This window comes from Streptomyces sp. NPDC056987, assembly GCF_042673865.1.
Lineage (GTDB): Bacteria > Actinomycetota > Actinomycetes > Streptomycetales > Streptomycetaceae > Streptomyces.
On sequence record NZ_JBHURV010000012.1, the window covers coordinates 138,074 to 161,338 of the forward strand.

Annotated in this window: 18 protein-coding genes, 1 tRNA gene and 1 pseudogene; 10 read left to right on the forward strand and 10 right to left on the reverse strand. The window is 70.7% G+C overall.

Annotated features, from left to right (window positions below; all coding sequences use genetic code 11):
• Window positions 1-265: 265 nt before the first annotated feature.
• Window positions 266-349, reverse strand: a tRNA-Leu gene (locus ACFTZC_RS16720).
• A gap of 338 nt (window positions 350-687) precedes the next feature.
• On the opposite strand from ACFTZC_RS16720, the gene ACFTZC_RS16725 reads away from it, so the two are divergent.
• From ACFTZC_RS16725 to pknB, 6 genes are all read left to right on the forward strand, one after another.
• Complete coding sequence (locus ACFTZC_RS16725; RefSeq protein ID WP_382890242.1) at window positions 688-1,566, forward strand: FhaA domain-containing protein; 879 nt, start codon at window positions 688-690, stop codon at window positions 1,564-1,566.
• 10 nt (window positions 1,567-1,576) lie between these two features.
• The gene (locus ACFTZC_RS16730; RefSeq protein WP_365807604.1) at window positions 1,577-2,095 is read left to right on the forward strand and encodes an FHA domain-containing protein; all 519 of its coding nucleotides are present in this window, start codon (window positions 1,577-1,579) and stop codon (window positions 2,093-2,095) included.
• Window positions 2,096-2,236: 141 nt separating this feature from the next.
• Entirely contained in the window at window positions 2,237-3,760 is a 1,524-nt protein-coding gene (locus tag ACFTZC_RS16735) for a PP2C family protein-serine/threonine phosphatase (protein WP_382890244.1), read from the forward strand.
• Window positions 3,761-3,786: 26 nt separating this feature from the next.
• Window positions 3,787-5,202, forward strand: a complete 1,416-nt coding sequence (locus tag ACFTZC_RS16740) for an FtsW/RodA/SpoVE family cell cycle protein (RefSeq protein WP_382890246.1) — start codon at window positions 3,787-3,789, stop codon at window positions 5,200-5,202.
• Window positions 5,199-6,665, forward strand: a complete 1,467-nt coding sequence (locus tag ACFTZC_RS16745; protein ID WP_382890248.1) for a peptidoglycan D,D-transpeptidase FtsI family protein — start codon at window positions 5,199-5,201, stop codon at window positions 6,663-6,665. Before ACFTZC_RS16740 ends, ACFTZC_RS16745 begins: the two co-directional genes overlap by 4 nt.
• 167 nt (window positions 6,666-6,832) lie before the next feature.
• Window positions 6,833-8,875, forward strand: a complete 2,043-nt coding sequence (pknB, locus tag ACFTZC_RS16750) for a Stk1 family PASTA domain-containing Ser/Thr kinase (RefSeq protein ID WP_382890251.1) — start codon at window positions 6,833-6,835, stop codon at window positions 8,873-8,875.
• 130 nt (window positions 8,876-9,005) lie between these two features.
• Here pknB and ACFTZC_RS16755 read toward each other — a convergent pair whose 3' ends face one another.
• The 5 genes from ACFTZC_RS16755 to ACFTZC_RS16775 form a co-directional block, all read right to left on the reverse strand.
• A complete protein-coding gene (locus ACFTZC_RS16755) occupies window positions 9,006-9,773 on the reverse strand; it encodes a class E sortase (RefSeq protein WP_382890253.1) in 768 nt (255 codons plus the stop codon).
• A gap of 77 nt (window positions 9,774-9,850) precedes the next feature.
• The gene (locus ACFTZC_RS16760) at window positions 9,851-11,299 is read right to left on the reverse strand and encodes a class E sortase (protein WP_382890255.1); all 1,449 of its coding nucleotides are present in this window, start codon (window positions 11,297-11,299) and stop codon (window positions 9,851-9,853) included.
• Window positions 11,296-11,934: an aminodeoxychorismate/anthranilate synthase component II gene (locus ACFTZC_RS16765; protein WP_382890257.1), complete on the reverse strand. Its 639-nt coding sequence runs from the start codon at window positions 11,932-11,934 to the stop codon at window positions 11,296-11,298. The genes ACFTZC_RS16760 and ACFTZC_RS16765 overlap by 4 nt, the downstream gene beginning before the upstream one ends.
• Entirely contained in the window at window positions 11,931-12,104 is a 174-nt protein-coding gene (locus ACFTZC_RS16770) for a hypothetical protein (protein WP_365807594.1), read from the reverse strand. Before ACFTZC_RS16770 ends, ACFTZC_RS16765 begins: the two co-directional genes overlap by 4 nt.
• 113 nt (window positions 12,105-12,217) lie before the next feature.
• Entirely contained in the window at window positions 12,218-13,033 is an 816-nt protein-coding gene (locus tag ACFTZC_RS16775) for a DUF881 domain-containing protein (RefSeq protein ID WP_382890260.1), read from the reverse strand.
• A gap of 139 nt (window positions 13,034-13,172) precedes the next feature.
• On the opposite strand from ACFTZC_RS16775, the gene crgA reads away from it, so the two are divergent.
• Window positions 13,173-13,430 (forward strand): cell division protein CrgA, encoded by a 258-nt coding sequence (gene crgA / locus ACFTZC_RS16780; protein WP_382890261.1) that lies wholly within the window; start codon window positions 13,173-13,175, stop codon window positions 13,428-13,430.
• A 287-nt stretch (window positions 13,431-13,717) separates the two neighbouring features.
• Here the strand turns inward: crgA and ACFTZC_RS16785 are convergent, their stop codons facing one another.
• Window positions 13,718-14,620 carry a rhomboid family intramembrane serine protease gene (locus tag ACFTZC_RS16785; RefSeq protein ID WP_382890263.1) on the reverse strand — a complete coding sequence of 301 codons (903 nt, stop codon included), beginning with the start codon at window positions 14,618-14,620 and terminating at the stop codon, window positions 13,718-13,720.
• A 145-nt stretch (window positions 14,621-14,765) separates the two neighbouring features.
• Entirely contained in the window at window positions 14,766-15,293 is a 528-nt protein-coding gene (locus ACFTZC_RS16790) for a peptidylprolyl isomerase (protein WP_382890265.1), read from the reverse strand.
• A gap of 265 nt (window positions 15,294-15,558) precedes the next feature.
• Here ACFTZC_RS16790 and ACFTZC_RS16795 point away from each other — a divergent pair, with 265 nt between their 5' ends.
• Entirely contained in the window at window positions 15,559-16,296 is a 738-nt protein-coding gene (locus ACFTZC_RS16795; protein ID WP_382890267.1) for a DUF5324 family protein, read from the forward strand.
• 241 nt (window positions 16,297-16,537) lie between these two features.
• Here the strand turns inward: ACFTZC_RS16795 and ACFTZC_RS16800 are convergent.
• Window positions 16,538-16,867: pseudogene (locus ACFTZC_RS16800) on the reverse strand (DUF6344 domain-containing protein); the annotation flags it as partial.
• 229 nt (window positions 16,868-17,096) lie between these two features.
• Between ACFTZC_RS16800 and ACFTZC_RS16805 the strand changes: the two are divergent.
• Both ACFTZC_RS16805 and ACFTZC_RS16810 read left to right on the forward strand, forming a co-directional pair.
• Window positions 17,097-18,404, forward strand: coding sequence for an MFS transporter (locus tag ACFTZC_RS16805; RefSeq protein ID WP_382890269.1), 1,308 nt, complete (start codon window positions 17,097-17,099; stop codon window positions 18,402-18,404).
• Between the two features lie 20 nt (window positions 18,405-18,424).
• On the forward strand, window positions 18,425-22,264 hold the full coding sequence (locus tag ACFTZC_RS16810) for a hypothetical protein (protein ID WP_382890271.1): 3,840 nt from the start codon (window positions 18,425-18,427) through the stop codon (window positions 22,262-22,264).
• A 41-nt stretch (window positions 22,265-22,305) separates the two neighbouring features.
• Here ACFTZC_RS16810 and ACFTZC_RS16815 read toward each other — a convergent pair whose 3' ends face one another.
• Window positions 22,306-23,265, reverse strand: coding sequence for an MBL fold metallo-hydrolase (locus tag ACFTZC_RS16815; protein ID WP_382890273.1), 960 nt, complete (start codon window positions 23,263-23,265; stop codon window positions 22,306-22,308).

A 23,265-nucleotide genomic window follows, 5' to 3' on the forward strand; every position in this document is an offset into this window, starting at 1 on the left:
GACCCGTCGTGTGAGATCAACCGCTCACGACCGTACCGCCGGTTTCGGCCAGGTGCCCGCCCCTGTGGAAAACCCCGGAACGGGCCGCGCCCGGCCGCCCGGCAGTAACCTGCGTCACAGAGCCGGACCACGTACAGACTGGCCCCACACCCGCCTGACCACGCACGACGCCGCCGTCCGGGCATACGGAAGAACCCCCGCTCCGGAAGATCTCCGGAGCGGGGGTTCGACCAATCCGCTGTGGGTAGTCACTGACTACCCGCTGTGCGCGAGGGGGGAGTTGAACCCCCACGCCCTTTCGGGCACTGGAACCTGAATCCAGCGCGTCTGCCTATTCCGCCACCCGCGCATTGGGTGTGTCGTCCGGTGCTTCACCTGCTGGTGTTGAGCTGGTGTGTGCTCCTGGCGACATCGAGAAGATTAGCACGCTGCGGAGGGTGGAATCACATCCGTTTGTTTCCGGGACCCTTCGACGGATCGACCGCGGAAGCAGGGAACGGACAACGGGCGCCACCCACTCCTCCTGAGTGCACCCAGGGTGCGGGACACTGGCGTCGGGCCGCCTCTACGATCCGTGTGAGAGGTGACACTCATCGACGGGGCAGACAAGGGGAACCAGCCGATTTCCCGACGCGTGGATACGATCAGTAAGCAGTACCAGGACGGCAACGACGGAGGAGGTGCCCCATGGGAGTCATGAAGCGTTTCGAACAGCGTCTCGAAGGTTTGGTCAATGGCACCTTCGCGAAGGTGTTCAAGTCCGAGGTCCAGCCCGTCGAGATCGCGGGTGCCCTCCAACGCGAGTGCGACAACAACGCGACGATCTGGAACCGCGAGCGGACGGTCGTCCCGAACGACTTCATCGTGGAGCTGAGCACACCGGACTTCGAGCGGCTCAGCCCGTACTCCGGCCAGCTCGGCGACGAACTGTCCGGGCTGGTCCGCGACTACGCGAAGCAGCAGCGGTACACCTTCATGGGGCCGATCAAGGTCCACCTGGAGAAGGCCGAGGACCTCGACACCGGTCTGTACCGGGTACGCAGCCGGACCCTGGCGTCGAGTACGTCACAGGACGGACCCGGCGGACCCGGCGGACCCGTGGGCGCCTCCGGCCGTCCCGGCCCCGCGGCGGCCCCCGCCTCGCCTCCCCGGGGCGCCCCTGGCGGCTACGGCTACCCGCCCAGCGCCGTGCCCCCGATGCCCTCCTCCTCGCCGCCCGGAAGCCCGGCAGGCGGCCCCGGCGGCCGGCCCGCGGGCCCCGGCCCCGGCCCGCTGCCGCACGGCCAGGTGCGCCGCTGGATCGAGATCAACGGCACCCGCCACCAGATCTCCCGCGGCACTCTCGTCCTGGGCCGCAGCACCGACGCCGACGTACGGATCGACGACCCCGGGGTCTCGCGCAGGCACTGCGAAATCCGGGCAGGAACGCCCTCCACGATCCAGGACCTCGGGTCCACCAACGGCATCGTGGTAGACGGACAGCACACCACCCGCGCTACGCTCCGCGACGGCTCGCGGATCGTCGTGGGCAACACCACCATCGTTTTCAGGCAAGCCGAAGGGTGAAGCGGGGGCAATGTCAGAGCTGACCCTGACGGTCATGCGGCTAGGTTTTCTGGCCGTTCTGTGGCTGTTCGTGATCGTGGCCGTACAGGTCATCCGCAGCGACCTGTTCGGAACACGCGTCACGCAGCGCGGCTCACGCCGCAACGCAGATGCCCGCCCGCAGCAGGGACGCCAGTCCGCGGCGCCGCCCCAGCAGCGCCAGCAACAGCAGCAGGGGGGCCGGCAGCGCAGGGGAGCACCCACCAAGCTGGTCGTCTCCGAAGGAAGCCTCACCGGCACCACGGTGGCGCTCCAGGGACAGACGATCACGCTGGGCCGCGCCCACGATTCGACCATCGTGCTGGACGACGACTACGCGTCCAGCAGGCATGCCAGGATCTACCCGGACCGTGACGGTCAATGGATCGTCGAGGACCTCGGGTCCACCAACGGCACGTATCTCGACCGGACCCGGCTCACGACCCCGCAGCCGATCGCACTGGGCGCTCCGATCCGCATCGGAAAGACCGTCATCGAGCTGCGGAAGTAGTACGACAATGAGCGAGCGGAGCGAGCGAGCCGCGACGGTCCCCACAGCGGACCGCAGCAGGCTCCCGACCGGAGGGTGGGCAGTGTGGCTCGAGACCGGCTGGCGCGACAGTCGACCGGCGAGCCGACGGGCGAGGTGCGCATGAGTCTGTCTCTGCGTTTCGCCGCCGGGTCGCACAAAGGAATGATCCGGGAGGGGAACGAGGACTCCGGCTATGCCGGCCCCCGGCTGCTGGCCATCGCCGACGGCATGGGCGGCCAGGCGGCCGGAGAGGTCGCCTCGTCCGAGGTGATCTCCACCCTCGTGCAGCTCGACGACGACGTACCGGGCTCCGACCTCCTCACCTCGCTCGGTTCCGCGGTGCAGCGCGCCAACGACCAGCTCCGCGTCATGGTCGAGGAGGACCCCCAGCTGGAGGGCATGGGCACCACGCTCACCGCCCTCCTGTGGACCGGCCAGCGGCTCGGCCTCGTCCATGTCGGGGACTCCCGCGCGTACCTCCTGCGCGACGGCGTACTGACCCAGATCACCCAGGACCACACCTGGGTGCAGCGGCTGGTCGACGAGGGCCGGATCACCGAGGAAGAGGCCACCACCCACCCGCAGCGCTCCCTGCTGATGCGCGCGCTGGGCAGCGGCGACCACGTCGAGCCCGATCTCTCCATCCGTGAGGTCCGCGCCGGCGACCGCTACCTGATCTGCTCGGACGGCCTCTCCGGCGTGGTCTCGCACCAGACGATGGAAGAGACCCTCGCCGGCTACCAGGGCCCCCAGGAGACCATCCAGGCCCTCATCCAGCTCGCCCTGCGCGGCGGCGGACCCGACAACATCACCTGCATCGTCGCCGACGTCCTGGACGCCGAGGCCAACGACACCCTGGCGGGACAGCTCAACGACACCCCCGTCGTCGTCGGCGCCGTCGCCGAGAACCAGCTCCCGCTGAACTCCGCCGAGAACGCCGCGGCGATGCAGACCCCGGCCGGCCGCGCCGCCGGCCTCGGCCGCTCCGTACCCCCGCAGGCCGCGGGCAGCTTCGGCCCGCCCGGCAGCGGCGACGACACCGACTACGGGTACGGCGCGATGCCGCCCGGCAGCGGCTCCGACGGCTTCGGCGCGTACGACAGCGCCTCGGACGGCTTCGTCAAGGAGCGCCCGCGCCACCGGTGGCTCAAAAGATCTCTCTACTCCGTGCTCGCCCTGGCCGTCGTCGGCGGCGGTCTGTACAGCGGCTACCGCTGGACCCAGACGCAGTACTACGTAGGCGCCAGCGACCAGCACGTCGCCCTCTACCGGGGCATCAGCCAGGACCTCGCCTGGCTCTCGCTCTCGAAGGTCGAGAAGGACCACCCCGAGATCGAACTCAAGTACCTCCCTCCGTACCAGCGCAAGCAGGTGGAGGACACCATCGCCGAAGGCAGCCTCGCCAACGGCAGGAAGAAGATCGAGGAACTCGCCACCCAGGCGTCGGCGTGCAAGAAGGAAGAGCAGCGCCGCACCGCCGACCAAGAGTCCAATGTGGTCACAGGTGAGGGAGAGGCCGGCGGTACGACCGGTACGCCTCTCACGCAGTCCACCGTCAACCCGAAAGCCGCGACTCCCACTCCAGGCCCCAGCCTCTCGGAAGAGGAGCAGAAAGTGGCCTCGAACTGCGGTAAGCAGCAGTAGCCGGCCGTAGGGGGCCCTTCACCACCATGAGCGTTGTCACCAACACGACCACCATCGGCGCGATCGAAGCACCGAGCCGCCGCAACACCGAGCTCGTCCTGCTCGCCTTCGCCGTAGCCATCCCCGTGTTCGCGTATCTGAACGTGGGGCTGGCCATGGACGGCAAGGTCCCCGCGGGCATGCTCGGCTACGGCGCCGGGCTCAGCCTGCTCGCGGGCGTCGCGCACCTCGTGGTGCGCAAGTTCGCCCCGTACGCCGATCCGCTGTTCCTGCCGCTGGCGACGCTCCTCAACGGCCTCGGGCTGGTGCTGATCTGGCGGCTGGACCAGTCGCCGCGGCTGATCAAGCGGGCCGAGATCCTCTTCGGCTCGTACAGCCCGGACGCCCCCGGCCAGCTCCTCAACTCCGCGGTCGGCGTCGCGCTCTTCGTCGGGGTACTGGTCCTGCTCAAGGACCACCGCGTCCTGCAGCGCTACACGTACATCTCGATGGCTCTGGCGCTCTTCCTGCTGGTCCTGCCGATGTTCTTCCCCGCCATCAACGGCGCCAAGATCTGGATCACCCTCCCCGGCCTCGGCTCCATCCAGCCCGGCGAGTTCGCGAAGATCATCATCGCGGTCTTCTTCTCCGGCTACCTGATGGTCAAGCGGGACGCCCTGGCCCTCGCCAGCCGCCGCTTCATGGGCCTCTACCTGCCCCGAGGCCGCGACCTGGGCCCCATCCTCGGTATCTGGGCCATCTCGATCCTGATCCTGGTCTTCGAGACCGACCTCGGTACCTCCCTGCTCTTCTTCGGCCTCTTCGTGGTGATGCTGTACGTCGCCACCGAGCGGACCAGCTGGATCGTCTTCGGGCTGCTGATGTCGGTCGGCGGGGCCGTCGGCGTCGCCTCCTTCGAGTCGCACGTCCAGTCCCGCGTCGAGGCCTGGCTCGACCCCTTCGCCTGCTACAAGGACAGCGGCGCCTGCGAGCAGATCGGCCAGGCCCTGCTCTCCTTCGGCTCCGGCGGCACTCTCGGCACGGGGCTCGGCCAGGGCAACTCCGACCTCATCGGCTTCGCCGCCAACGCCGACTTCATCCTCACCACCATCGGCGAGGAACTGGGTCTGGCCGGCACCATGGCCGTCCTGATGATCTACGCGCTGATCATCGAGCGTGGTGTACGTACCGCCCTCGCCGCCCGCGACCCCTTCGGCAAGCTCCTCGCCATCGGGCTCTCCAGCGCCTTCGCCATCCAGGTCTTCGTCGTCGCCGGCGGCGTCATGGGACTCATCCCGCTGACCGGTATGACCATGCCGTTCGTCGCGTACGGCGGCTCCTCCGTCCTCGCCAACTGGGCCCTGATCGGCATCCTCATCCGCATCAGCGACACCGCGCGCCGACCCGCCCCGGCCCCCGCCCCGTCCCCCGACGCCGAGATGACCCAGGTGGTCCGACCGTGAACAAGCCCCTGCGCCGTATCGCCATCTTCTGCGGGCTCCTCATGCTCGCCCTGCTGATCCGGGAGAACTGGCTCGGCTTCGTACGCTCCAGCGAACTCACCTCGCACGAGTTCAACCGCCGGGTGCAGATCGAGCGGTACAGCAACGCACGGGGCAACATCATCGTCGACGGCAAGCCCATAACCGGCTCCGCCAAGACCGACGACACCGACTTCACGTACAAGCGCACCTACACTGACGGCGCGATGTGGGCGCCCGTCACCGGCTTCGCCTCGCAGGCCTTCGGCGCCACCCAGATCGAGTCCATCGAGGACGGCGTCCTGACCGGCAACGACGACCGGCTCTTCTTCGACCGGACCATGTCGATGTTCACCGGCGACGAGAAGAAGGGCGGCAACGTCGTCACGACGCTCAGCAGCGCCGCCCAGAAGGCCGCGTACGAGGGCCTCGGCAAGAAGAAGGGCGCCGTCGCCGCGATCGAACCGGCGACCGGCAAGATCCTCGCGCTGGCCTCCACCCCCAGCTACGACCCGTCCACCTTCGCCGGCAACTCGGAGAAGGACTCGGAAGCCTGGGTCGCCCTCGACAAGAAGAAGAACCCCGACGACCCGATGCTCAACCGGGCGCTGCGCGAGACCTACCCGCCGGGCTCCACCTTCAAGGTGCTGACCGCCGCCGCCGCCCTGGAGCACGGCAAGGTCAGCGACGTCGACGCCCCCACCGAAACGCCGCTCCCCTGGATCATGCCCGGGACGACCACCCCGCTCCCGAACGAGGGCAACATCCCCTGCAAGGACGCCACGCTCCGGGTGGCCCTGCGCTACTCCTGCAACACCGTCTTCGGCAAGCTGGGTTCGGACCTGACCAAAGAGAAGATGCTGGAGACCGCGAAGAAGTTCGGCTTCAACGAGGAGCAGTTCGTCCCGGTCCGCGCGGCGGCCTCGGCGTTCCCCGAGGAGATGAACAGCTCGCAGACGGCGCTCTCCTCCATCGGCCAGTTCGACACCCGCGCCACACCCCTCCAGATGGCCATGATCGCCGCGGCGGTCGCCAACGACGGCAAGCTGATGAAGCCGTACATGGTCGACCGTCTGGAGACCCCGGGCGTCGATGTGCTCAGCAAGACCGAGCCCGAGGAGCTGAGCCGGCCCCTCTCGCAGGAGAACGCCCAGAAGCTCCAGAGCATCATGGAGACCGTCGTCGACGAGGGCACGGGAACCAACGCCAAGATCCCGAACGTCACAGTAGGCGGGAAGACCGGCACCGCCCAGCACGGCGAGAACAACAGCAAGAACCCGTACGCGTGGTTCATCTCGTACGCCAAGACGGGTGACGGCTCCCCGGTTGCCGTCGCTGTCGTCGTCGCCGACAGCGATGCCAGCCGTGACGACATCTCCGGTGGTGGCCTCGCGGCCCCCATCGCCAAGGACGTGATGAAGGCGGTCATCGACAGCAAGAAGTGACGCCCGTCACGACGCACGTCCATACCCGCACAATGCGATACCGGTCGTATATCAGCTCACCGTTACGGGCCAACCTCATACGACGTGCCCGGTAGCGTAGGCGCGAACAGCACACCGCCGGACCACTCGCCGGTGCGGTCGGGACTGACGGAGAGGGCTGGAACGTTATGGAAGAGGCGCGTCGCCTCGGCGGCCGGTACGAACTGGGCTCGGTGCTCGGTCGTGGTGGCATGGCGGAGGTCTACCTCGCCCATGACACCCGGCTCGGCCGCTCCGTGGCCGTCAAGACCCTGCGGGCCGACCTGGCCCGCGACCCGTCCTTCCAGGCCCGGTTCCGCAGAGAGGCCCAGTCGGCGGCCTCGCTCAACCACCCGGCCATCGTCGCGGTCTACGACACCGGCGAGGACTACGTCGACGGGGTCTCCCTCCCGTACATCGTGATGGAGCACGTCGACGGCTCCACCCTCCGCGAGCTGCTGCACTCCGGACGCAGACTGCTGCCGGAGCGCACGCTGGAGATGACCGTGGGCATCCTCCAGGCGCTGGAGTACTCCCACCGCAACGGGATCGTCCACCGCGACATCAAGCCGGCCAACGTCATGCTGACGCGCACCGGCCAGGTCAAGGTCATGGACTTCGGCATCGCCCGCGCCATGGGCGACTCCGGCATGACGATGACCCAGACCTCGGCGGTCATCGGCACCGCCCAGTACCTCTCCCCGGAGCAGGCCAAGGGCGAACAGGTCGACGCGCGCTCCGACCTCTACTCCACCGGCTGCCTGCTCTACGAACTCCTCACGGTCCGGCCGCCGTTCATCGGCGACTCCCCGGTCGCCGTCGCCTATCAGCACGTACGGGAAGAGCCGCAGACGCCCAGCGTCTTCGACCCCGAGATCACGCCCGAGATGGACGCGATCGTCCTCAAGGCCCTCGTCAAGGACCCGGACTACCGCTACCAGTCCGCCGACGAGATGCGCGCCGACATCGAGGCCTGCCTCGACGGCCAGCCCGTCGCCGCCACCGCCGCCATGGGCGCGGTCGGCTACGGCGGCGGTTACGGCGCCGACCAGCCGACCACGGCGATGCGCGCGGGCGACCCGGCCGGCCAGACCTCGATGCTCCCGCCGGTCAACCCGGACGACGGCGGCTTCGGCGGGTACGACGACCGCCCCGCCCGCCGCCGCCAGCAGCCGAAGAAGTCCAACACGTCGACCATCCTGCTCGCGGTCGCGGGCGTCCTGGTGCTGGTCGGCGCGATCCTCATCGGCAAGTGGCTCTTCGACGGCAGCGGCGGCGAGGACACCGGCCAGGTGCCGGTCCCGCAGCTCGTCGGCAAAACGCTCGAAGAAGCCCAGACCCTCGCGGACAACGCCTCCGTGAAGGTCGCCCAGTCGAGCTCGGAGCGCTGCGAGCAGCCCAAGGGCTCCGTCTGCAGCCAGACGCCCGAGAGCGGCCAGATGGACAAGGGCAACACGATCCAGGTCGTCGTCTCCGAGGGCGCGCCGCAGATCGAGGTCCCGGACGTCACCGACAAGCAGAAGGACAAGGCGACCGTCCAGCTGGAGAACAAGGGCTTCAAGGTCGACTACAAGGAGGAGGAGTCCGACCGGGACGCCGGCACGGTGCTCTCCCAGGACCCCGAGGGCAACACCCAGGCCGAGAAGAACTCCACGGTCACGCTGACGATCGCCACGAACACCCTGATCCCTGTCCCGAACGTGACCACCAACGCCGTGGACGACGCCGAGGCGCAGCTCAAGACGCTCGAATTCGTGGTCGTCCGCAACCCGGTCGACTCCGACCAGCCCCCGGGCACCGTCGTCAAGCAGGACCCGCCGGGCGACACCAAGGCCGCCAAGGGCGCCACCATCACCCTGGACGTCTCCAAGGGGCCCCAGCAGGAGAAGGTGACCATCCCCGCGGACATCCTCGCCGGAAAGCGGCTCGGCGAGGTCAGGGGCACCCTCCAGGGCCAGGGCCTGAACGTCGCGGTCGCGGGCGGCTCGTCCAACGACGACAACGCCATCGTCATCAACAGCGACCCGCGCCCCGGCCAGGAAGTGAACAAGGGCGACACGGTCACCCTGACCACCTTCGGCGGCGGGAACAACGGCAACAACGGAGGCAACAACGGAGGGGACAACGGCGGCAACAACAACGGCGGCGGCTTCATCGCCGGCCAGTCCGGCTTCCGCAACGGGGACCAGTAGCCGGACACCGGCGCCCCGGCCCGCCACCTCAGCTCAACGGCTCAGCGCACTGCCCCGGTACCCACCTCATGGGTACCGGGGCAGTGCGCGTGTCTGCGGCCGTCCGGCAGTCCCCCGGCCGTGACCGGCGTCAGCGCAGCTCCGGCGGGGGTGTGCGCTCCTTGTCGACCTTCTCCGTACGCTCCAGCTCGGCCCAGACGATGTAGCGGTAGTCCGAGGTGTAGACGGGCGTGCAGGTCGTCAGTGTCAGGTAGCGGCCCGGCTTGGTCTTCCCCGACTCCTTGGGCACCGGTGACAGCACGTCCACGTTGTACTTCGAGGTCTTCGGAAGGTCCTTGTAGACCTTGTAGACGTACCAGGTGTCCCGCGTCTCGAAGACGACCGCGTCACCCGTCCTGATCTTGTGGATGTTGTGGAACCGCGCCCCGTGCCCGTCCCGGTGGGCCGCCAGCGTGAAGTTGCCCTTCTCGTCCCAGGGCAGCGCCGACTTGACCGGATCCGTGTAGTACCCCGCGACGCCGTCGTTCAGCAGGGACGTACTCGTGCCCTTCTTCACCAGCACCTCGCTGCCGCCCATCGCCGGGACGTGCAGAAAGCCGATGCCGTCCGCCGGGTCGAAGCTCTTGGGGCCGCCACCGGTCGCCTCACGCGCCCAGTTGTGCCGTACGTCGTCGCTCTGCCGGTCCGCCGCACGGTCGGCCAGCACGTTCGTCCACCACAGCGAGTAGACGACGAAGAGGCCCAGCACCACCCCCGCGGTGATGAGCAGCTCGCCGAAGACGCTGACTGCGGCGGCCACCCGGCCCCGGGGGCGGCGGACCGGGGCGGGCGCCGGGTCCCGGTCCGGGTCGCGTTCCTGTTCCTGGGCCTGTTCCTCGTGCCCGGTACTCGCTGCCACGGCACCCGTCCCCGTTTCCCTGTCGTGATTCCGGCCGCTCGTTCGTCGGTCGGGCCTCGCAAGGGTCCCCGAGGGTCTCAGCCGACGAGCGCGTCCGGCTTCCCCTTGCTGCGCGGCCGTTCCTCCACCATCTTGCCCCACACGATCATGCGGTAGGTACTGGTGAACTCCGGGGTGCACGTCGTCAGCGTGATGTAGCGGCCGGGCTTGGTGAACCCGGATCCCGGCGGCACCGGAGTGATCACGCTCACGTTCGACGGCGGGGTCTGCGGCAGAATGCTCGTCATGTCGTACGTGTAGTACGCGTTCTGCGTCTCGACGATGATCTCGTCCCCGGGCTGCAGCCGGTTGATGTAACGGAACGGCTCACCATGGGTGTTGCGGTGCCCGGCCACCGCGAAGTTGCCCTGTTTGTCGGAGGGCATCGCCGTCTTGAGCGTGCCCTCCGCGTAATGGCCGACCATGCCCTGGTCCAGGACCTTCGCCTTGCTGATGCCCTCCGCGATCGGCACGACGACGTCCAGCTTCGGGATGTGCATGATGGCGAAGCCCTGACCGGGCGCGAAGGTCCCGGGCTGCCGTCCCTCCGCCCAGTTGCTCTGGATCTTGTTCGTCTCCTTGCCGGCGATCTGGTCGGCCCGGATGTTCGTCCACCACAGCTGGTACGTGACGAACAGCAGCATCAGCACACCGAAGCTGATGAACAGCTCACCGATCGCCCGGCTCGCGATCACCGCGGGGCTCTCCTTGAGGGCGCGCGCCGCCCGCCGCGCCTCCAGCCGGGAGAGCGGCCGGGAGGACGCCGCCGCCGACGCCGGGCCCGGGGGCGTCCGCTGCGCCTCGTTCCGGCCGCTACGGCCGTTTCCGCCGCTTTCCGGTGTGTCCTCGTCCTCCGGCGCCTCGGCGCGTCTGCGGCCCCTGCCGCCGCCTTTGGCCGCCGCTCTCCGGCGCTCCGCACGGCCGCCGGTACGGGGCTCGGTCGCCGCCGGTACGGGCACGGCCGCCGGCAGCGGTCCCGGGCCCGGCACGGGCTCCACCACGGACATCTGCTGCGTCGCGAACTCCGCCACGCCGGCTGTGGATATGGAGCCGGGTGCCGGGGCCGGATCCGGGTGGGGCAGCGCCTGCTGCGGTGCCGGGGCCGCGGGTGCCCCGCCGTCGTACAGCGGCCGTGGCGGCTCCGCCGCGTACTGCCGGTAGTAGTCCCCGGACCACTCGGGCCCGGCCGCGGCCCCCTGCGCGGGCGCCGGCGGGCGCCCGGGTCCCGGCGCCGGGGGCTCGTCGCGCCGCGGGCCCCTGTGCCGCCCCTGCCGCCGCTCCGGGGGCTGTCGCTGTTCCGGGGCACCCTGCCCCGGGAGGGGGTCGTTCAGCGGGTCGGCGAGGCCGTCCACCGCCGCCTCGAACGCGCGGGTGTCCCCGTACGGACCCGGCTGGAACCCGTCCGGTCCGTATCTGCCCGGTCCGTATCCCTCCGGCTCGTACGCGGACCCGTGACCGGCGCCGTGTTCGGGGCGCGGTGGGGTCACGCGAGCGCCTTGCCCACCACCGGCGCCAGTCCCGTCGAGCGGTCCACGGCGCCCGGATCGCCGCACTGCGCCAGCCAGTTGGCCAGCATCAGGTGGCCGTGCTCGGTGAGCACCGACTCCGGATGGAACTGCACGCCCTCGACGGGCAGTTCACGGTGGCGTACCCCCATGATGATCCCGTCCTCGGTCCGCGCCGTGACCTCCAGCTCGGCCGGCAGTTCGGCCGGTTCGGCCGCGAGCGAGTGGTAGCGGGTCGCGGTGAACGGCGAGGGCAGCCCGGCGAAGACGCCCCTGCCCTCGTGCGTGACGAGCGACGTCTTGCCGTGCAGCAGCTCGGGCGCCCGCCCGACGACGCCGCCGTACGCCACGGCCATCGACTGCATGCCGAGGCAGACGCCGAAGACGGGCAGGCCGATCCCGGCGCAGTGGCGCACCATCTCGACGCAGACACCGGCCTGTTCGGGGGTGCCGGGGCCCGGGGAGAGCAGGACGCCGTCGAAGCCGTCCTCGGCGTGCGAGGTGGCCACCTCGTCGTTGCGCAGGACCTCGCACTCGGCCCCGAGCTGGTAGAGGTACTGGACGAGGTTGAAGACGAAGCTGTCGTAGTTGTCCACGACCAGGATCCGCGCGCTCATCGGGCCGCCCCCGCTCCGTCGACCGTCACGTCGTTGAACGGCAGCAGCGGCTCCGCCCACGGGAAGACGTACTGGAACAGCGCGTAGACGACGGCGAGCGCCAACACGAGCGAGATCGCCGCCCGTACCAATGCGTTGCCCGGCAGATGACGCCAGATCCAGCCGTACATGCTGTCCCTTCCGTTCGGTACCGCACCAGGCGGTACGGCACCAGACTAAAGGGCCGCGGGGGCACGTGGGCGGTGATGAGCCAGCTGCGCGGAGGTTCCGGGCTTGCTCTTCGTCACTCGTCCCCGTCGTCCGCGGGCGTCGCGTAGTGCAGGTCGACCGTGCCGGAGTAGCCGGGGAGTGTCTCTTTGCGCAGCTCATCGACTTTCCAGCCGAGTCCGTACGCCTTCACGTACAGCTCGTAGTTCTGGATCGCGGGCGAGTTGTCGAGCGCCTTGCGGAGCTTGGTCCGGTCGCCGACGGCCGTGATCCGGTACGGCGGGGAGTAGACGCGGCCCTGAAGGATCAGGGTGTTGCCCACGCACCGGACGGCGCTGGTGGAGATCAGCCGCTGGTCCATGACGCGGATGCCCTCGGCGCCGCCCTGCCACAGCGCGTTCACCACGGCCTGGAGGTCCTGCTGGTGGATGACGAGGTCGTTGGGCTGCGGTTCGGGGTAGCCGGGGTTGGCGGTGGCGTTGGGCGGGGCGTCGTCGAGGGTGACGGTGAGGCCGGGGCCCGTGACCTCCTTGGTGCCCGCGGCGCTCTCCAGGGCACGCAGCTCGGCGTTCTCCGCCTCGGAGGTGCCGTGGTCGCGGCTGACGAGCCGGTCGTTCTCCCGCCGTATCGCGGCGGTGGTGTCGCCCAGCTCGGCGTTCTTCCGGTCGCGTTCGTGGATCAGGTCGGAGAGCTTGAGGAGCGAGGTGTCCGTACGGATGTTGGTGCCCTTGGCCGTGTTGAAGCTCGTCACGAAGATCAGCCCGGCGAGGGCGAAGACGGCGGCCGTGAGGCCCCGGACGGGGCGTATCCGTGACCGGCGGCCCGGCGGGTTTCCCGGCTGTTCGTCCGGCCGGTTCACCGGCCCTGGGGGAGAGTCGGCTGAATTGCTCAACGTACCCTTATCTCCTTAGGCGCCGCGGAAGCACTACGCTAACGGACGCCCGGGGGCGGCGGTTCCCCCTGCTCTCCGCCCCGGGACCCGTTAACAGTCCCCTGCGCGGTCACGCAGCGCATCGACAGGAGAGTCCCTCGTGCCGAAGTCACGTATCCGCAAGAAGGCCGACTTCACACCGCCCCCGGCGGCGAAGGAGGCGACCGCCATAAGGCTCACCAACCGCAGCTGGGTGGCTCCGGTCATGCTGGCCCTGTTCCTGCTCGGGCTGGCGTGGATCGTCGTCTTCTACGTGACCGAGGGCGATCTCCCGATGAAGAGCTTCGGGAACTGGAACATCGTGGTCGGGTTCGGCTTCATCGCGGCCGGCTTCGGCGTCTCCACCCAGTGGAAGTAGCGGCCCGGCCGCTTCCCGTCAAGCTCTCCCCACGCTTGTCCACATTGTTATCCACAGGCAGGGGAAAAGGTCAGAAGATCTGTGGATAACCCCGCGGGTCGTTGACACCGGTGTGACCGATCCGGTCCCTCCGATCATGTGACAGCCCCTTGTCTCCGCTGGTCAAACCCGTACCGGCGACAAGGGGCACGCATGTTCCCCACACGATGCACAAGATCCGGCACACTCTGTGGACAACTGGCCTCAGGTGAGCCCCCGCTGAGCCCCGGCTGAGCCTTCGGCGCGCTTCAGGTGAGCTGCATCGTCCGGGCCACGACGATCCCGACCGTCACCAGCAGCACCAGCGCGCACGTCCCGTACTGCACCACCGCCCGGTGTGCCCGGGGCGCGTGGACCATCCCTATGGCGATCGCGACGCCGGCGACCAGGCCGCCGATATGGGCCTCCCAGGCGATACCGCTCCAGGTGAAGGTGAAGAGCAGGTTCAGCGCCAGCAGGGCGAGGACCGGCCGCATGTCGTAGTTGAGCCGGCGCATCAGCACGGCGGTGGCGCCGAGCAGCCCCCAGATGGCACCCGACGCGCCCAGCGAGAGCTGGGTGGGCGCGGCGATCAGATAGGTGAGCGCGCTGCCGGCCAGCCCGGAGAGCAGGTAGAGCGCCAGAAAGCGGGCGCGCCCGAGCGCGGCTTCCAGCGGACCGCCGAGCCACCACAGGCCCAGCATGTTGAAGGCGATGTGCCACACCTCCTGGTGCAGGAACATCGAGGTGACCAGCCGGTACCACTCGCCGTCCGCGACACCGATGACCTGGCCCGAGCTGTAGGCGCCGCCGATGAGCCCGAGGTCGATGACGAGCCGGTTGCCGCCCACGGCGAGGACGGCGACGAAGACGGCGACGTTGATACCGAGCAGGATCTTGGTGAGCAGCCGCGGGTCGGCGGCGACGGTGCCGCCCGCGAGGGTGCGCGGCAGGTTGGCGGTGGCGCCGTGGCCCGTACCGGATCCCTGTCGGACACACTCGGGGCACTGGAACCCGACCGAGGCGCTGATCATGCACTCCGGGCAGATGGGCCGGTCGCAGCGCGTGCAGCTTATGCCCGTCTCCCGGCCGGGATGGCGGTAGCAGCTCGGCGGGCCGTCGGTGACGGCGGGCTGGTCCTGGCCTCCGCGGCCTCCTGGCGGCTGGTCCATCGGTCCCCTCGGTCTTCGTGGCGGCGGGCGGTACGCAGCGCACCGCCCCGCCCGTCCGGTATGTAACCACTACGGACGGGCAGGGCGGGAAGGTTCCCGGAGTGCGGAAACCCGTCGGCGGCGGGTCGGCACGGGGGCCGGTGGTTCAGCGGGTCTCGACGACGACCGATTCGATCACGACGTCCTGGAGCGGACGGTGGGTGCCCGGGTTGGTCGGGACGGAGATGATCGCGTCGACGACCTTCTTGCTCGCGGCGCCGCTGACCTCACCGAAGATGGTGTGCTTGCGGTTCAGCCAGTCGGTCGGCGAGACGGTGATGAAGAACTGCGAGCCATTGGTCCCCGGTCCCGCGTTGGCCATCGCCAGCAGGTACGGCTTGTCGAAGGCCAGCTCGGGGTGGAACTCGTCCGCGAACTCGTACCCCGGACCGCCGGTGCCGTTGCCCAGGGGGTCACCGCCCTGGATCATGAAGCCCTTCATCACGCGGTGGAAGACCGTGCCGTCGTAGAGCGGGTCCGTCGTCTTCCGGCCGGTCGCCGGATGGGTCCACTCCCGTTCGCCCTGGGCCAGTTCGACGAAGTTCTTGACCGTCTTGGGCGCGTGGTACGGCAGAAGCCGCAGCTCGATGTCGCCCTGGCTGGTCTTGAGGGTGGCGTAAAGCTGCTCGGCCACGATGTGCCTTCCGTGAGTCGTCGCTGACGTGCACGATCCTCGCACGGAAGCAGCGGCGGAACGCGGCTGCGGACGGCAGGTCCCGGGGAAGGTCCGGAAGTCAGGGCCGGAGGGCGGGTTCAGACGGCCCGTCGGGCATGCCGAAGGGACGGACGCCCGGAATGACACGGATGCCCGTAAAGCGTGCCGGGATCGTCACCGGCAGGCATGATTTCGAAAAGGGTGGACAGGCGACATACGGAACGCCACCGAGGAGGATGATCCTGTGACCCGCATGGACAGCGTGCTCGCCGCTACCGGTTCGGCGAAGGACAGCGTGCAGCACGCCGCGGAAGCGGTGGCCCCTTACGCCGGCACGGCAAAGGAGCAGGCCACTCTGGCCAAGGAACAAGCGGCGCTGTACGCCCGCGAGGCACGGGTACGGCTCGCGCCGGCGGTCTCGAAAGCCGCCGAGCAGGCTCGTGTTCAGTACGGAGCCCATGTAGCGCCCCGGGTACCCCCGAAGGTCGATGACGCGGCTCACCGTGCCGCCGTACGCACCCGCAGGGCCGCCCGTCAGGCGGCGGACTACACGGTGCCACGGGTCGGTCTGGCGGTGGCCACGGCCCAGCCGGTGGCGGAGCAGGCCGCGGCGCGTTCGGTTGCGGCGCTGGCCGCCCTGCGCGGACAGGTCACCCCGAAGGAGATCCGGAAGCTGGTGCGCAAGCACGAGCGCCGGGCCAGGGCCGGCCGGATCGCCAAGGGCCTCGCGGTCGCCGGTGTGGTGGCCGGTGGAGCTTTCGCGGCGTGGAAGTGGTGGGACAAGCAGGCGAACCCGGACTGGCTGGTCGAGCCGCCGGCCGCCACGGAGGTCTCGGAGCGCGCCCCGCTGACATCGGTGGACGGCAGTCCCCTGGAGGGCAGCCATGTGGTCGATCCGCTCGACGCCGAGGTACAGGCGAAGCAGGACGACGCGGAGGCCGCGGAGCGGGACCGGGACCGGAACCGGGACGACCGTCCCTGACCACCCGGACCGTACGAGCGCCTCACGCCGCGACGAGTGCCGCGGCGGCACGGGCGCCGGGCCGGCCGTCCGAGTCCGAGCGGGTGTCCGGACGGGCGTCAGCGTAGGCACCGGAGGAGGCGTCCGGGCGGGTGTCACCGTGGGCGGCGAAATAGGCGTCCGAGCGGGCACTTGCACCGGCACCGGCACCGGCACCGGCACCGGAGTGAACGCCTTCACCGTCCGGCACCGCGAGGGCCGGCAGGTGACGGACCGACGGTGACGACCCGTGCGCCTCGGCACGGATGCGCTGCTTGATCGTGGGCGGCAGGGAGCGGGCCCGCGGCAGGGCCCGGGGCACGGTCGCCCTGGGTACCGCCGATCTGGCCGCCGGTACGGACGCGGCGGCCCGGTGCGCGGCGGCGGGCGACTGCGCCGGCCGGCCGGCGGTGTCGGCGCCGGACCGGTCGGCCGGCTGCTGGGCGCCACGGGCGGCGGCGGTGGCCGGGGTGGTGAGCCCCAGGGAGGCGAGCACCGCGAAGAACGCGGTGAGGAAGACGGTCCACAGTTTCTTGACCTTGAAGGCGGCCATGACCCCTCGCTTTCGATCGAGCTTCGGATCTGCTGTTGCTTCGCGTTCGGATGAGCTTCGAGTTGCGCTTTCGGTCGGGGCGATCTACATACCTTCCTCATGATGTGTACGCATCTTGAGAAACCCAGGAGCTACGCCGCCGCTTCGCAGTTCTTCGGATGAACACCACTCGTACGGTCCAACCGGCCCCGAAATCCCCCCGGCACAACGTCGTGTAGGAGGAACAGCCATGGCCCAGCGGACGGTCGGCGCTGCCCCTGGCGAAGCCGTCGGCCGGGAGGAGGTCAGCTCCCAGCAGTGGAGATGGTCCGTCCTGGCCGGTATGGCGTCCTACCTGGACGCGGGATCGATCGTGGCCCTCGGCGCCGGGCTGGCCCTGTTCCAGACGTATCTGGAGCTGAGCAGCACGGTGGTGGGCGCGCTCGCCGCGATCGGCCCGAACGCGGTCGGCTGCGCGATCGGCGCGTTCATCGGGGGCCGGCTGGGTGACCGTCTCGGCCGTAAGCGCATCTACAAGTACGACCTGCTGGTGTACGCGGCGGGGGTGCTCTGTGTCGCGCTCTCCTTCGACTCCCTCATGCTCTTCCTCGGGGTCTTCGTCATCGGGGTGGCGGTCGGCGCGGACGTGCCCACCTCACTGGCGCTGGTCGGCGAGTTCTCGCCGCCGAAGTCGCGCGGCAGGCTGCTCGGTTTCACCCAGGTGGCCTGGTCGCTGGGGCCCGTGGTGGTCCTGCTGCTGGCCCTGGTGCTCGCCCCGCTGGGACTGCTGGGCATCCGGATCGTCTTCCTCCATCTGCTCGTCGTCGCCCTGATCACCTGGGCGCTGCGCCAGGGGCTCACCGAGTCGCCGCGCTGGCAGGCCGCGTCCGCCGCCGCGGCGGCCGCCGGGACGGTCGCGTGCCACGGCGTACGGGGCCTGTTCCGCGGGGCCCATCTGCGAGCGCTGGCGTGGACCGGGACGATCTATGTCTTCTGGGGGCTGGCGGCCGGTACGGCGGGCATCTTCACGCCGTACTTCGTCAGGACGCTGGGCGCCGGGGGCCAGGCGGCGGGCGTGGCGCTGTCGTGCGCGGGCTTCGTGATCAGCATCGCGGTGACGGTGCTGGTGTTCATGCGGCATGCGGACGGTGCGCACGGGACACGCAGGATGCTGTGGGGCGTCGGCTCGGTGCTGCAGATCGTGGCGTACGCGCTCTTCCTGGTCCTGCCGTTCACGATCCCGGTGATCATCGTCAACATCGTGCTGTTCAGCGCGGGCGGCGCGCTCGCGGGCGAGGCGTTCTACAAGGTCTTCAGCCAGGAGCTGTTCCCCACCATGCTGCGCGGCACGGCGCAGGGCTTCACCTTCGGGGTGGCACGCATGTTCCTCGGCGTCTGGAGCTTCTTCGTACCGACGCTCGCACAGGTCGGGCTCGGCGTCGTGGGCGGTCTGCTGTCGCTGTTCCTGCTGGTCAGCGGCGTGGTCGGGTTCTTCTTCATGCCCAATACCTCCGGCAAGCCGCTGGAGCTGATCGAGGCGGAGCGTGCCACGGCATGAGCAGGGGCAGGAATGCGGGCATGAATCCGGGATCAAGCGGGTCCGCGAAGACGCACACGGGCACCCGCACGAGCGCGGGCGAGCTGCTGGCCCGGTTCACCGCACCGGGGCCGGAGTACACCCCGCTGCCCCTCTGGTGGTGGAGCGGCGCGAAGGTCACGCGCCGGGGGCTGCGGCGCCAGATGACGGAGCTGGTCTCGCAGGGCGTACGGCAGGCCGTGGTGATGTGTCTGGCGCCGACGGGGCCGATGTTCGGCTCGCTCGCCGACGATCCGCCCTTCCTCAGCCCGCGGTGGATCGAGCTGCTGGACGGCGCCTGCGAGGACGCGCGCGAGCTGGGCTTCCACCTGTGGATGTACGACCAGATCGGCTTCTCCGGCGCCAATTTCCAGGGCAGGCTGACCGCCGTACGCCCCGATTTCGCCGGACTCGCCCTGCACCAGGGGGCCCACGGGGTGATCGAGGAGCGGGTCAGCGGCTTCGACTACTTCGGCACCGAGGCGTGCGCGGCCCTGCTCGACCAGGTGCACGGCGAGCTGGAGCGCCAGGTGGGGCACTGGTTCGGCACGGTCATCCCCGGGTTCTTCCAGGACGAGCTGCCGCCGATGCCGACCTGGGGGCGGGACTTCGCGGCCACGTTCGAGAAGGCGTACGGGTACGACCTGGTGCCGCTGCGCTCCGCGCTGTTCGCGGGCGGCCGGAGTGCCGAGGGCGCCCGGTATCTCGGGGCCGTGAGCCGGGACGCGGCGACCGTCCGCCGGGACTACCACGCGCACCGGGCCACGCTGGCGCGCCGGGCGTTCTTCGGCCCGCTGGACGACTGGTTCGCCGAGCGGGGGCTGGTCTGCGGCTTCGACCAGGCGTCCCCGGCGCGGGAGGGCGACCCGGTGGGCGGGGTGCTGCTCTACGGCGACTACCTGGGCACCCACAAGGGGTACGGGGCGCCCGGCAGCGACCACTGGGGCGACCCGAAGGCGCACAGTTCGCTGGCGCACGCGCACGGCGGGCCGCGGACCTGGATCGAGGCGTTCCACTCCTCCGGCTGGGGCGGCACGCTGGAGGAGACGTACGACTGGCTCGCGCCCTTTCTGCGCCGGGGCGCCAACCTCTACGACCCGCACGCCGTCTACTACTCGACGGCCGGGGGCTGGTGGGAGTGGGCCCCGCCGTCCACCTGCTGGCGTCAGCCGTACTGGCCCTCGTACCACCAGTTCGCCGGGGCGGTGACCCGGCTCTGCTCGGTGCTGTCGGCCGGTACGCACGTCTGCGACACGGTGCTGCTCTCCCCGACGAGCACCGCCCAGGCGTATCTGACGCTGGACGGGCCGCTGCCGCCCGCACGGCGCGCGGTCGCCGCGTACCACGAACTGAACGGCGTGAGCGCCTGGTTCGCGGAGCGCCGCGGGGTGCTGGAGCGGGCCGGAGTCGATCACGACACGCTGGACGAGGCGACCGTCGCGGGCGCCACGGTCACCGGGGACGGAGGGCTGCGGATCGGCCGGGAGACCTACCGCAACGTGGTGATCCCCGACGTGGCGCTCGTCGACGCGGCGGCGGAGTCGGTCCTCGCGGAGTTCGCGCGGGCGGGCGGCCGGGTGATCCGCGTCGGCCGGAGCCCCGTGGGCCCGGCCCTGGCCGGGCTCGCGGTGCGGGTCGCCGCTCCGGAGGACGTACCGGCCGCGCTGGCGGCGGGGCCGGTCCGGGTACGGGCCGACGCGCCGTATCTGCTGCGGCGGCTGGGGACCCGGGAGAACTCGGCGCGACCCTCGGACGACACCTGGGTGGTGCTGCTCGCCGCGCACGACGAGTTGAGCGGTACGAAGGCGCCGATGACGCGGCTGGAGGGGCTGGACCGGCACGACTGGGCCGACGCGGGCTTCCCGTGGGACGAGTACTGGCGCCAGTTGCGGGAGGACGGCTACGTCTTCGTGCCGCCGGGCGACCGGCGCGCACGGGTCACCGTCGAGGGCCTGCCGCCGCTGCGGGCGCAGCGCTGGGACCCGCGGACGGGGGCGCGTACGGAGCTGACGGTGGCCGACGAGGGGGACGGGGACTTCTGGACGGTGGAGGTCGACTTCGCGGACGGCCCCATGACCCTGCTCGTGCTCGGCGCGGAGCTGCCCGACGCCACCCGGGAGCCGCTGGGCGAGCCCCTGGACAGCACCCCGGTCGAGGGCCCGTGGCGGGCGCTGGCCCGCTCGACGCTGGACAACACCCACGGCGACCTGGCCGCCGCCGACCGTACGGGCGTCCTGCCTCTGGAGGTCTGGCGCCTGGAACACCGGGCCGACGGCGACGGGCCCGACGGCGACAGGCCCGGCGGCTGGCGGCCGGTCGTCGCCGGGTACGGCCCGTTCGCCGAGGTCCGCGACCCGGACGGAACCTGGCGCCCCGCGCGGTGGTCGCTCTCGCGCGGCATCCACAAGGACCCCGCGCACCAAGGGCCGCTGGGCCCCAAGGGGTACGTACCGGAGGAGTTCCTCGACTGGCGCCATGTGCCGCGCGGCGCCACCGTCGCCGTACGCACCCGGATCGAGCTGCCCGAGCCCGACGGGGCGGCGCGCTGGCTCGCCGTGGGGGCGGGGGCCGCGCGCCGGGTACGGGTTGACGGCACCGCACTGCCGGCCGAGGGCGAGGGGTACCAGTCCTTCAGCCCGCTGCCCGCGCACACGGCGGGGCGCTCGGTCGAGGTGGAGATCGAGTTCACCGCCGAGCACGACGGGCCGCTGCGCGCCTCCTTCGCCGTGGTCACCGACCCCGCCGCCTACCGCAGGCCGGAGTGGCTGACCGGCACGGAGCCCACCCGGGTCTTCCGGCTCGCGGAGGTCCCGGATGACGCGGAGGTCCTGGTCGGCTGCGAGGGCGCCTGTACGGTGCTGGTCAACGGCGTCGAGGTGGGCCGCCAGGGCGACTTCAACCCGTACCCGGGCCACCGCGAGATCCGGGTGCACCCCTACGACCTGCGCACGGTGCTGCGCCCGGGGGAGAACACGCTGACGCTGCGGCTCGGCGAGGGCGGCGCGGCGACGGTGGATTCCCGCACCCTGGACGTGCTCAGCGGCCCGGGCTGGGTGTCGGCCGCGCCGCGCCGGCACCACCCGCGCGACCCGCGCTTCCTGTGCGCCCGGGTCAGACCGCATCCGCTGCCCGGCGCGAGCTGGCTGGAGCCGGGCGCGGCGCCGGGCGGTGTCGTACTGCCCCTGGTGCCCCGGTCACCGGCGGCCGGGGAAGCCGGCGTACGGACCGAGTGGCTCCGCTTCCCGGCGCCGCTGGGGACGACCGCGCTGCGGATCCCCACCGCCCTCGATGTGGCGGTGACGGCGGCGGACCGCACGTACCGTCCGGCGGCGGACGGCCGGGTCCGCTTCCCCGCCCCGCTGCCCGCCGGGACGGAGGTCCTGCTGCGGGTCACGGCGACCGACGGCCGGCACGGCGGCGCCCTGCTGGACACGGCGATCGAGGCCGAGGTCGCCGAGGCCCCGGCGGAGCTGGTGGCCTGGGAGGAGCTCGGGCTGCGCGCCCTGGGCGGCGAGGTCCGCCACCGTACGGTCTTCCGCGCACCGCCCGGCGGTCGCCTGGTGCTCGACCTCGGCGAGGTGCGCGGCACGGCCGACGTGCTGGTCAACGGCGCGCTGGTCGACCGGCTCGTCTGGGGCCCCTGGCGCACCGAGGTCACCGGCGCCCTGCGCCCCGGGGAGAACGACCTGGAGATCGTGGTCCGCGGCACCCTCGCGGGCTACCTGGACGACGCGTCCCCGACGACGGCGGTCACCGCGGGCCAGGTCCGTACGGGCCTCTTCGGACCGGTACGGCTGGTACGCCACGACGGGCCGCCCCGCGCCGCGGCGGAGAGGGCATAAGCGTCTCCTCCGCGGCCCGGGTCGGCCCGTACCGGGGTCCGTCAGTAGCGGACGGCCCCGTAGTCGATGCCCTCGGCGGGGTAGGTCGCGGCGCGGCGGCCGAGACCGCGCATCCGCTCCCGCATCTCGTCGGCGGGGAGGTGCCGCAGATCACCGTGGCCCGGCAGCACCCACTCGAAGGTCAGCTCCTCGGCGCCACGGGCCACCGACTCGGCGAGGGTCGTGATCGAGTCGTAGACGACGCTGTGGGCCACCTCCAGGGTCTGCTGACCGTTCGACCAGAAGAACGCGTCGCCGGAGAAGCAGAACTTCTCGTCCGCGATGAAGAGCGTGGAGCCCGCGGTGTGCCCGGGGAAGGGGTGGGCGATCACGCCAGGACCGATCTCGACCGGGTCCGTGCCCCGGATGACCTGGTCGGCCGAGGGGAGGGAGTGGAGGTCCCCCTCGTGGATCCACAGCCGGGCCTTGAAGGCGTCGGCGTACTTCCGGGCGTGCGCCACATGGTCGAGGTGGGTGATCAGGACATCGGTGATCCTGCCGACCTTCTCTTCGTAGCGCCGGGCGAGCGCGGGCCGCCAGCGCGGGGTGTCGATCATCATCCCGGTGCCGTCGGGACGGCGCAGGAGGTACGAGGTGGCCCCGTAGGTCTGCGGGGAGGCGTGCCCGCAGAGGTATACGGTCGCGTCCTCGTCCAGCGCCATCGGGTACGGGTCCGAGTCCGCCCCGAGGTCGTCGGCCGGGGGGTGGATGGAACGGGTCGGGCAGGCGTGCGCGGCCAGGTACAGCTTCTCGACGTCCGCCGCGGTCTCGGGCTGGCGGATGACCGTCGACAGGCCGCCGTACTCCCCGCCCTCCGTGTAGCCGATCATGCCGGGGGCGATCTGACGGGCGATGTTGCAGTTCAGACAGCGGTCGTCGACGTGCCAGCCCTTCCCGGTCTCCGTCGCCGTGTCAGTCGCCCGGTTTCCCTGGTCTGCCTGGTCTGCCTGTGTGGTGCTCAT

Bases quoted from the DNA above. Each gene is read 5' to 3' on its own strand.
- ACFTZC_RS16725 (WP_382890242.1), top strand. From the start codon at position 688: ATGGGAGTCATGAAGCGTTTCGAACAGCGTCTCGAAGGTTTGGTCAAT.
- ACFTZC_RS16730 (WP_365807604.1), top strand. From the start codon at position 1,577: ATGTCAGAGCTGACCCTGACGGTCATGCGGCTAGGTTTTCTGGCCGTT.
- ACFTZC_RS16735 (WP_382890244.1), top strand. From the start codon at position 2,237: ATGAGTCTGTCTCTGCGTTTCGCCGCCGGGTCGCACAAAGGAATGATC.
- ACFTZC_RS16740 (WP_382890246.1), top strand. From the start codon at position 3,787: ATGAGCGTTGTCACCAACACGACCACCATCGGCGCGATCGAAGCACCG.
- pknB (WP_382890251.1), top strand. From the start codon at position 6,833: ATGGAAGAGGCGCGTCGCCTCGGCGGCCGGTACGAACTGGGCTCGGTG.
- ACFTZC_RS16765 (WP_382890257.1), bottom strand. From the start codon at position 11,934: ATGAGCGCGCGGATCCTGGTCGTGGACAACTACGACAGCTTCGTCTTC.
- ACFTZC_RS16770 (WP_365807594.1), bottom strand. From the start codon at position 12,104: ATGTACGGCTGGATCTGGCGTCATCTGCCGGGCAACGCATTGGTACGG.
- ACFTZC_RS16785 (WP_382890263.1), bottom strand. From the start codon at position 14,620: ATGGACCAGCCGCCAGGAGGCCGCGGAGGCCAGGACCAGCCCGCCGTC.
- ACFTZC_RS16805 (WP_382890269.1), top strand. From the start codon at position 17,097: ATGGCCCAGCGGACGGTCGGCGCTGCCCCTGGCGAAGCCGTCGGCCGG.
- ACFTZC_RS16810 (WP_382890271.1), top strand. From the start codon at position 18,425: ATGAATCCGGGATCAAGCGGGTCCGCGAAGACGCACACGGGCACCCGC.
- ACFTZC_RS16815 (WP_382890273.1), bottom strand. From the start codon at position 23,265: ATGAGCACCACACAGGCAGACCAGGCAGACCAGGGAAACCGGGCGACT.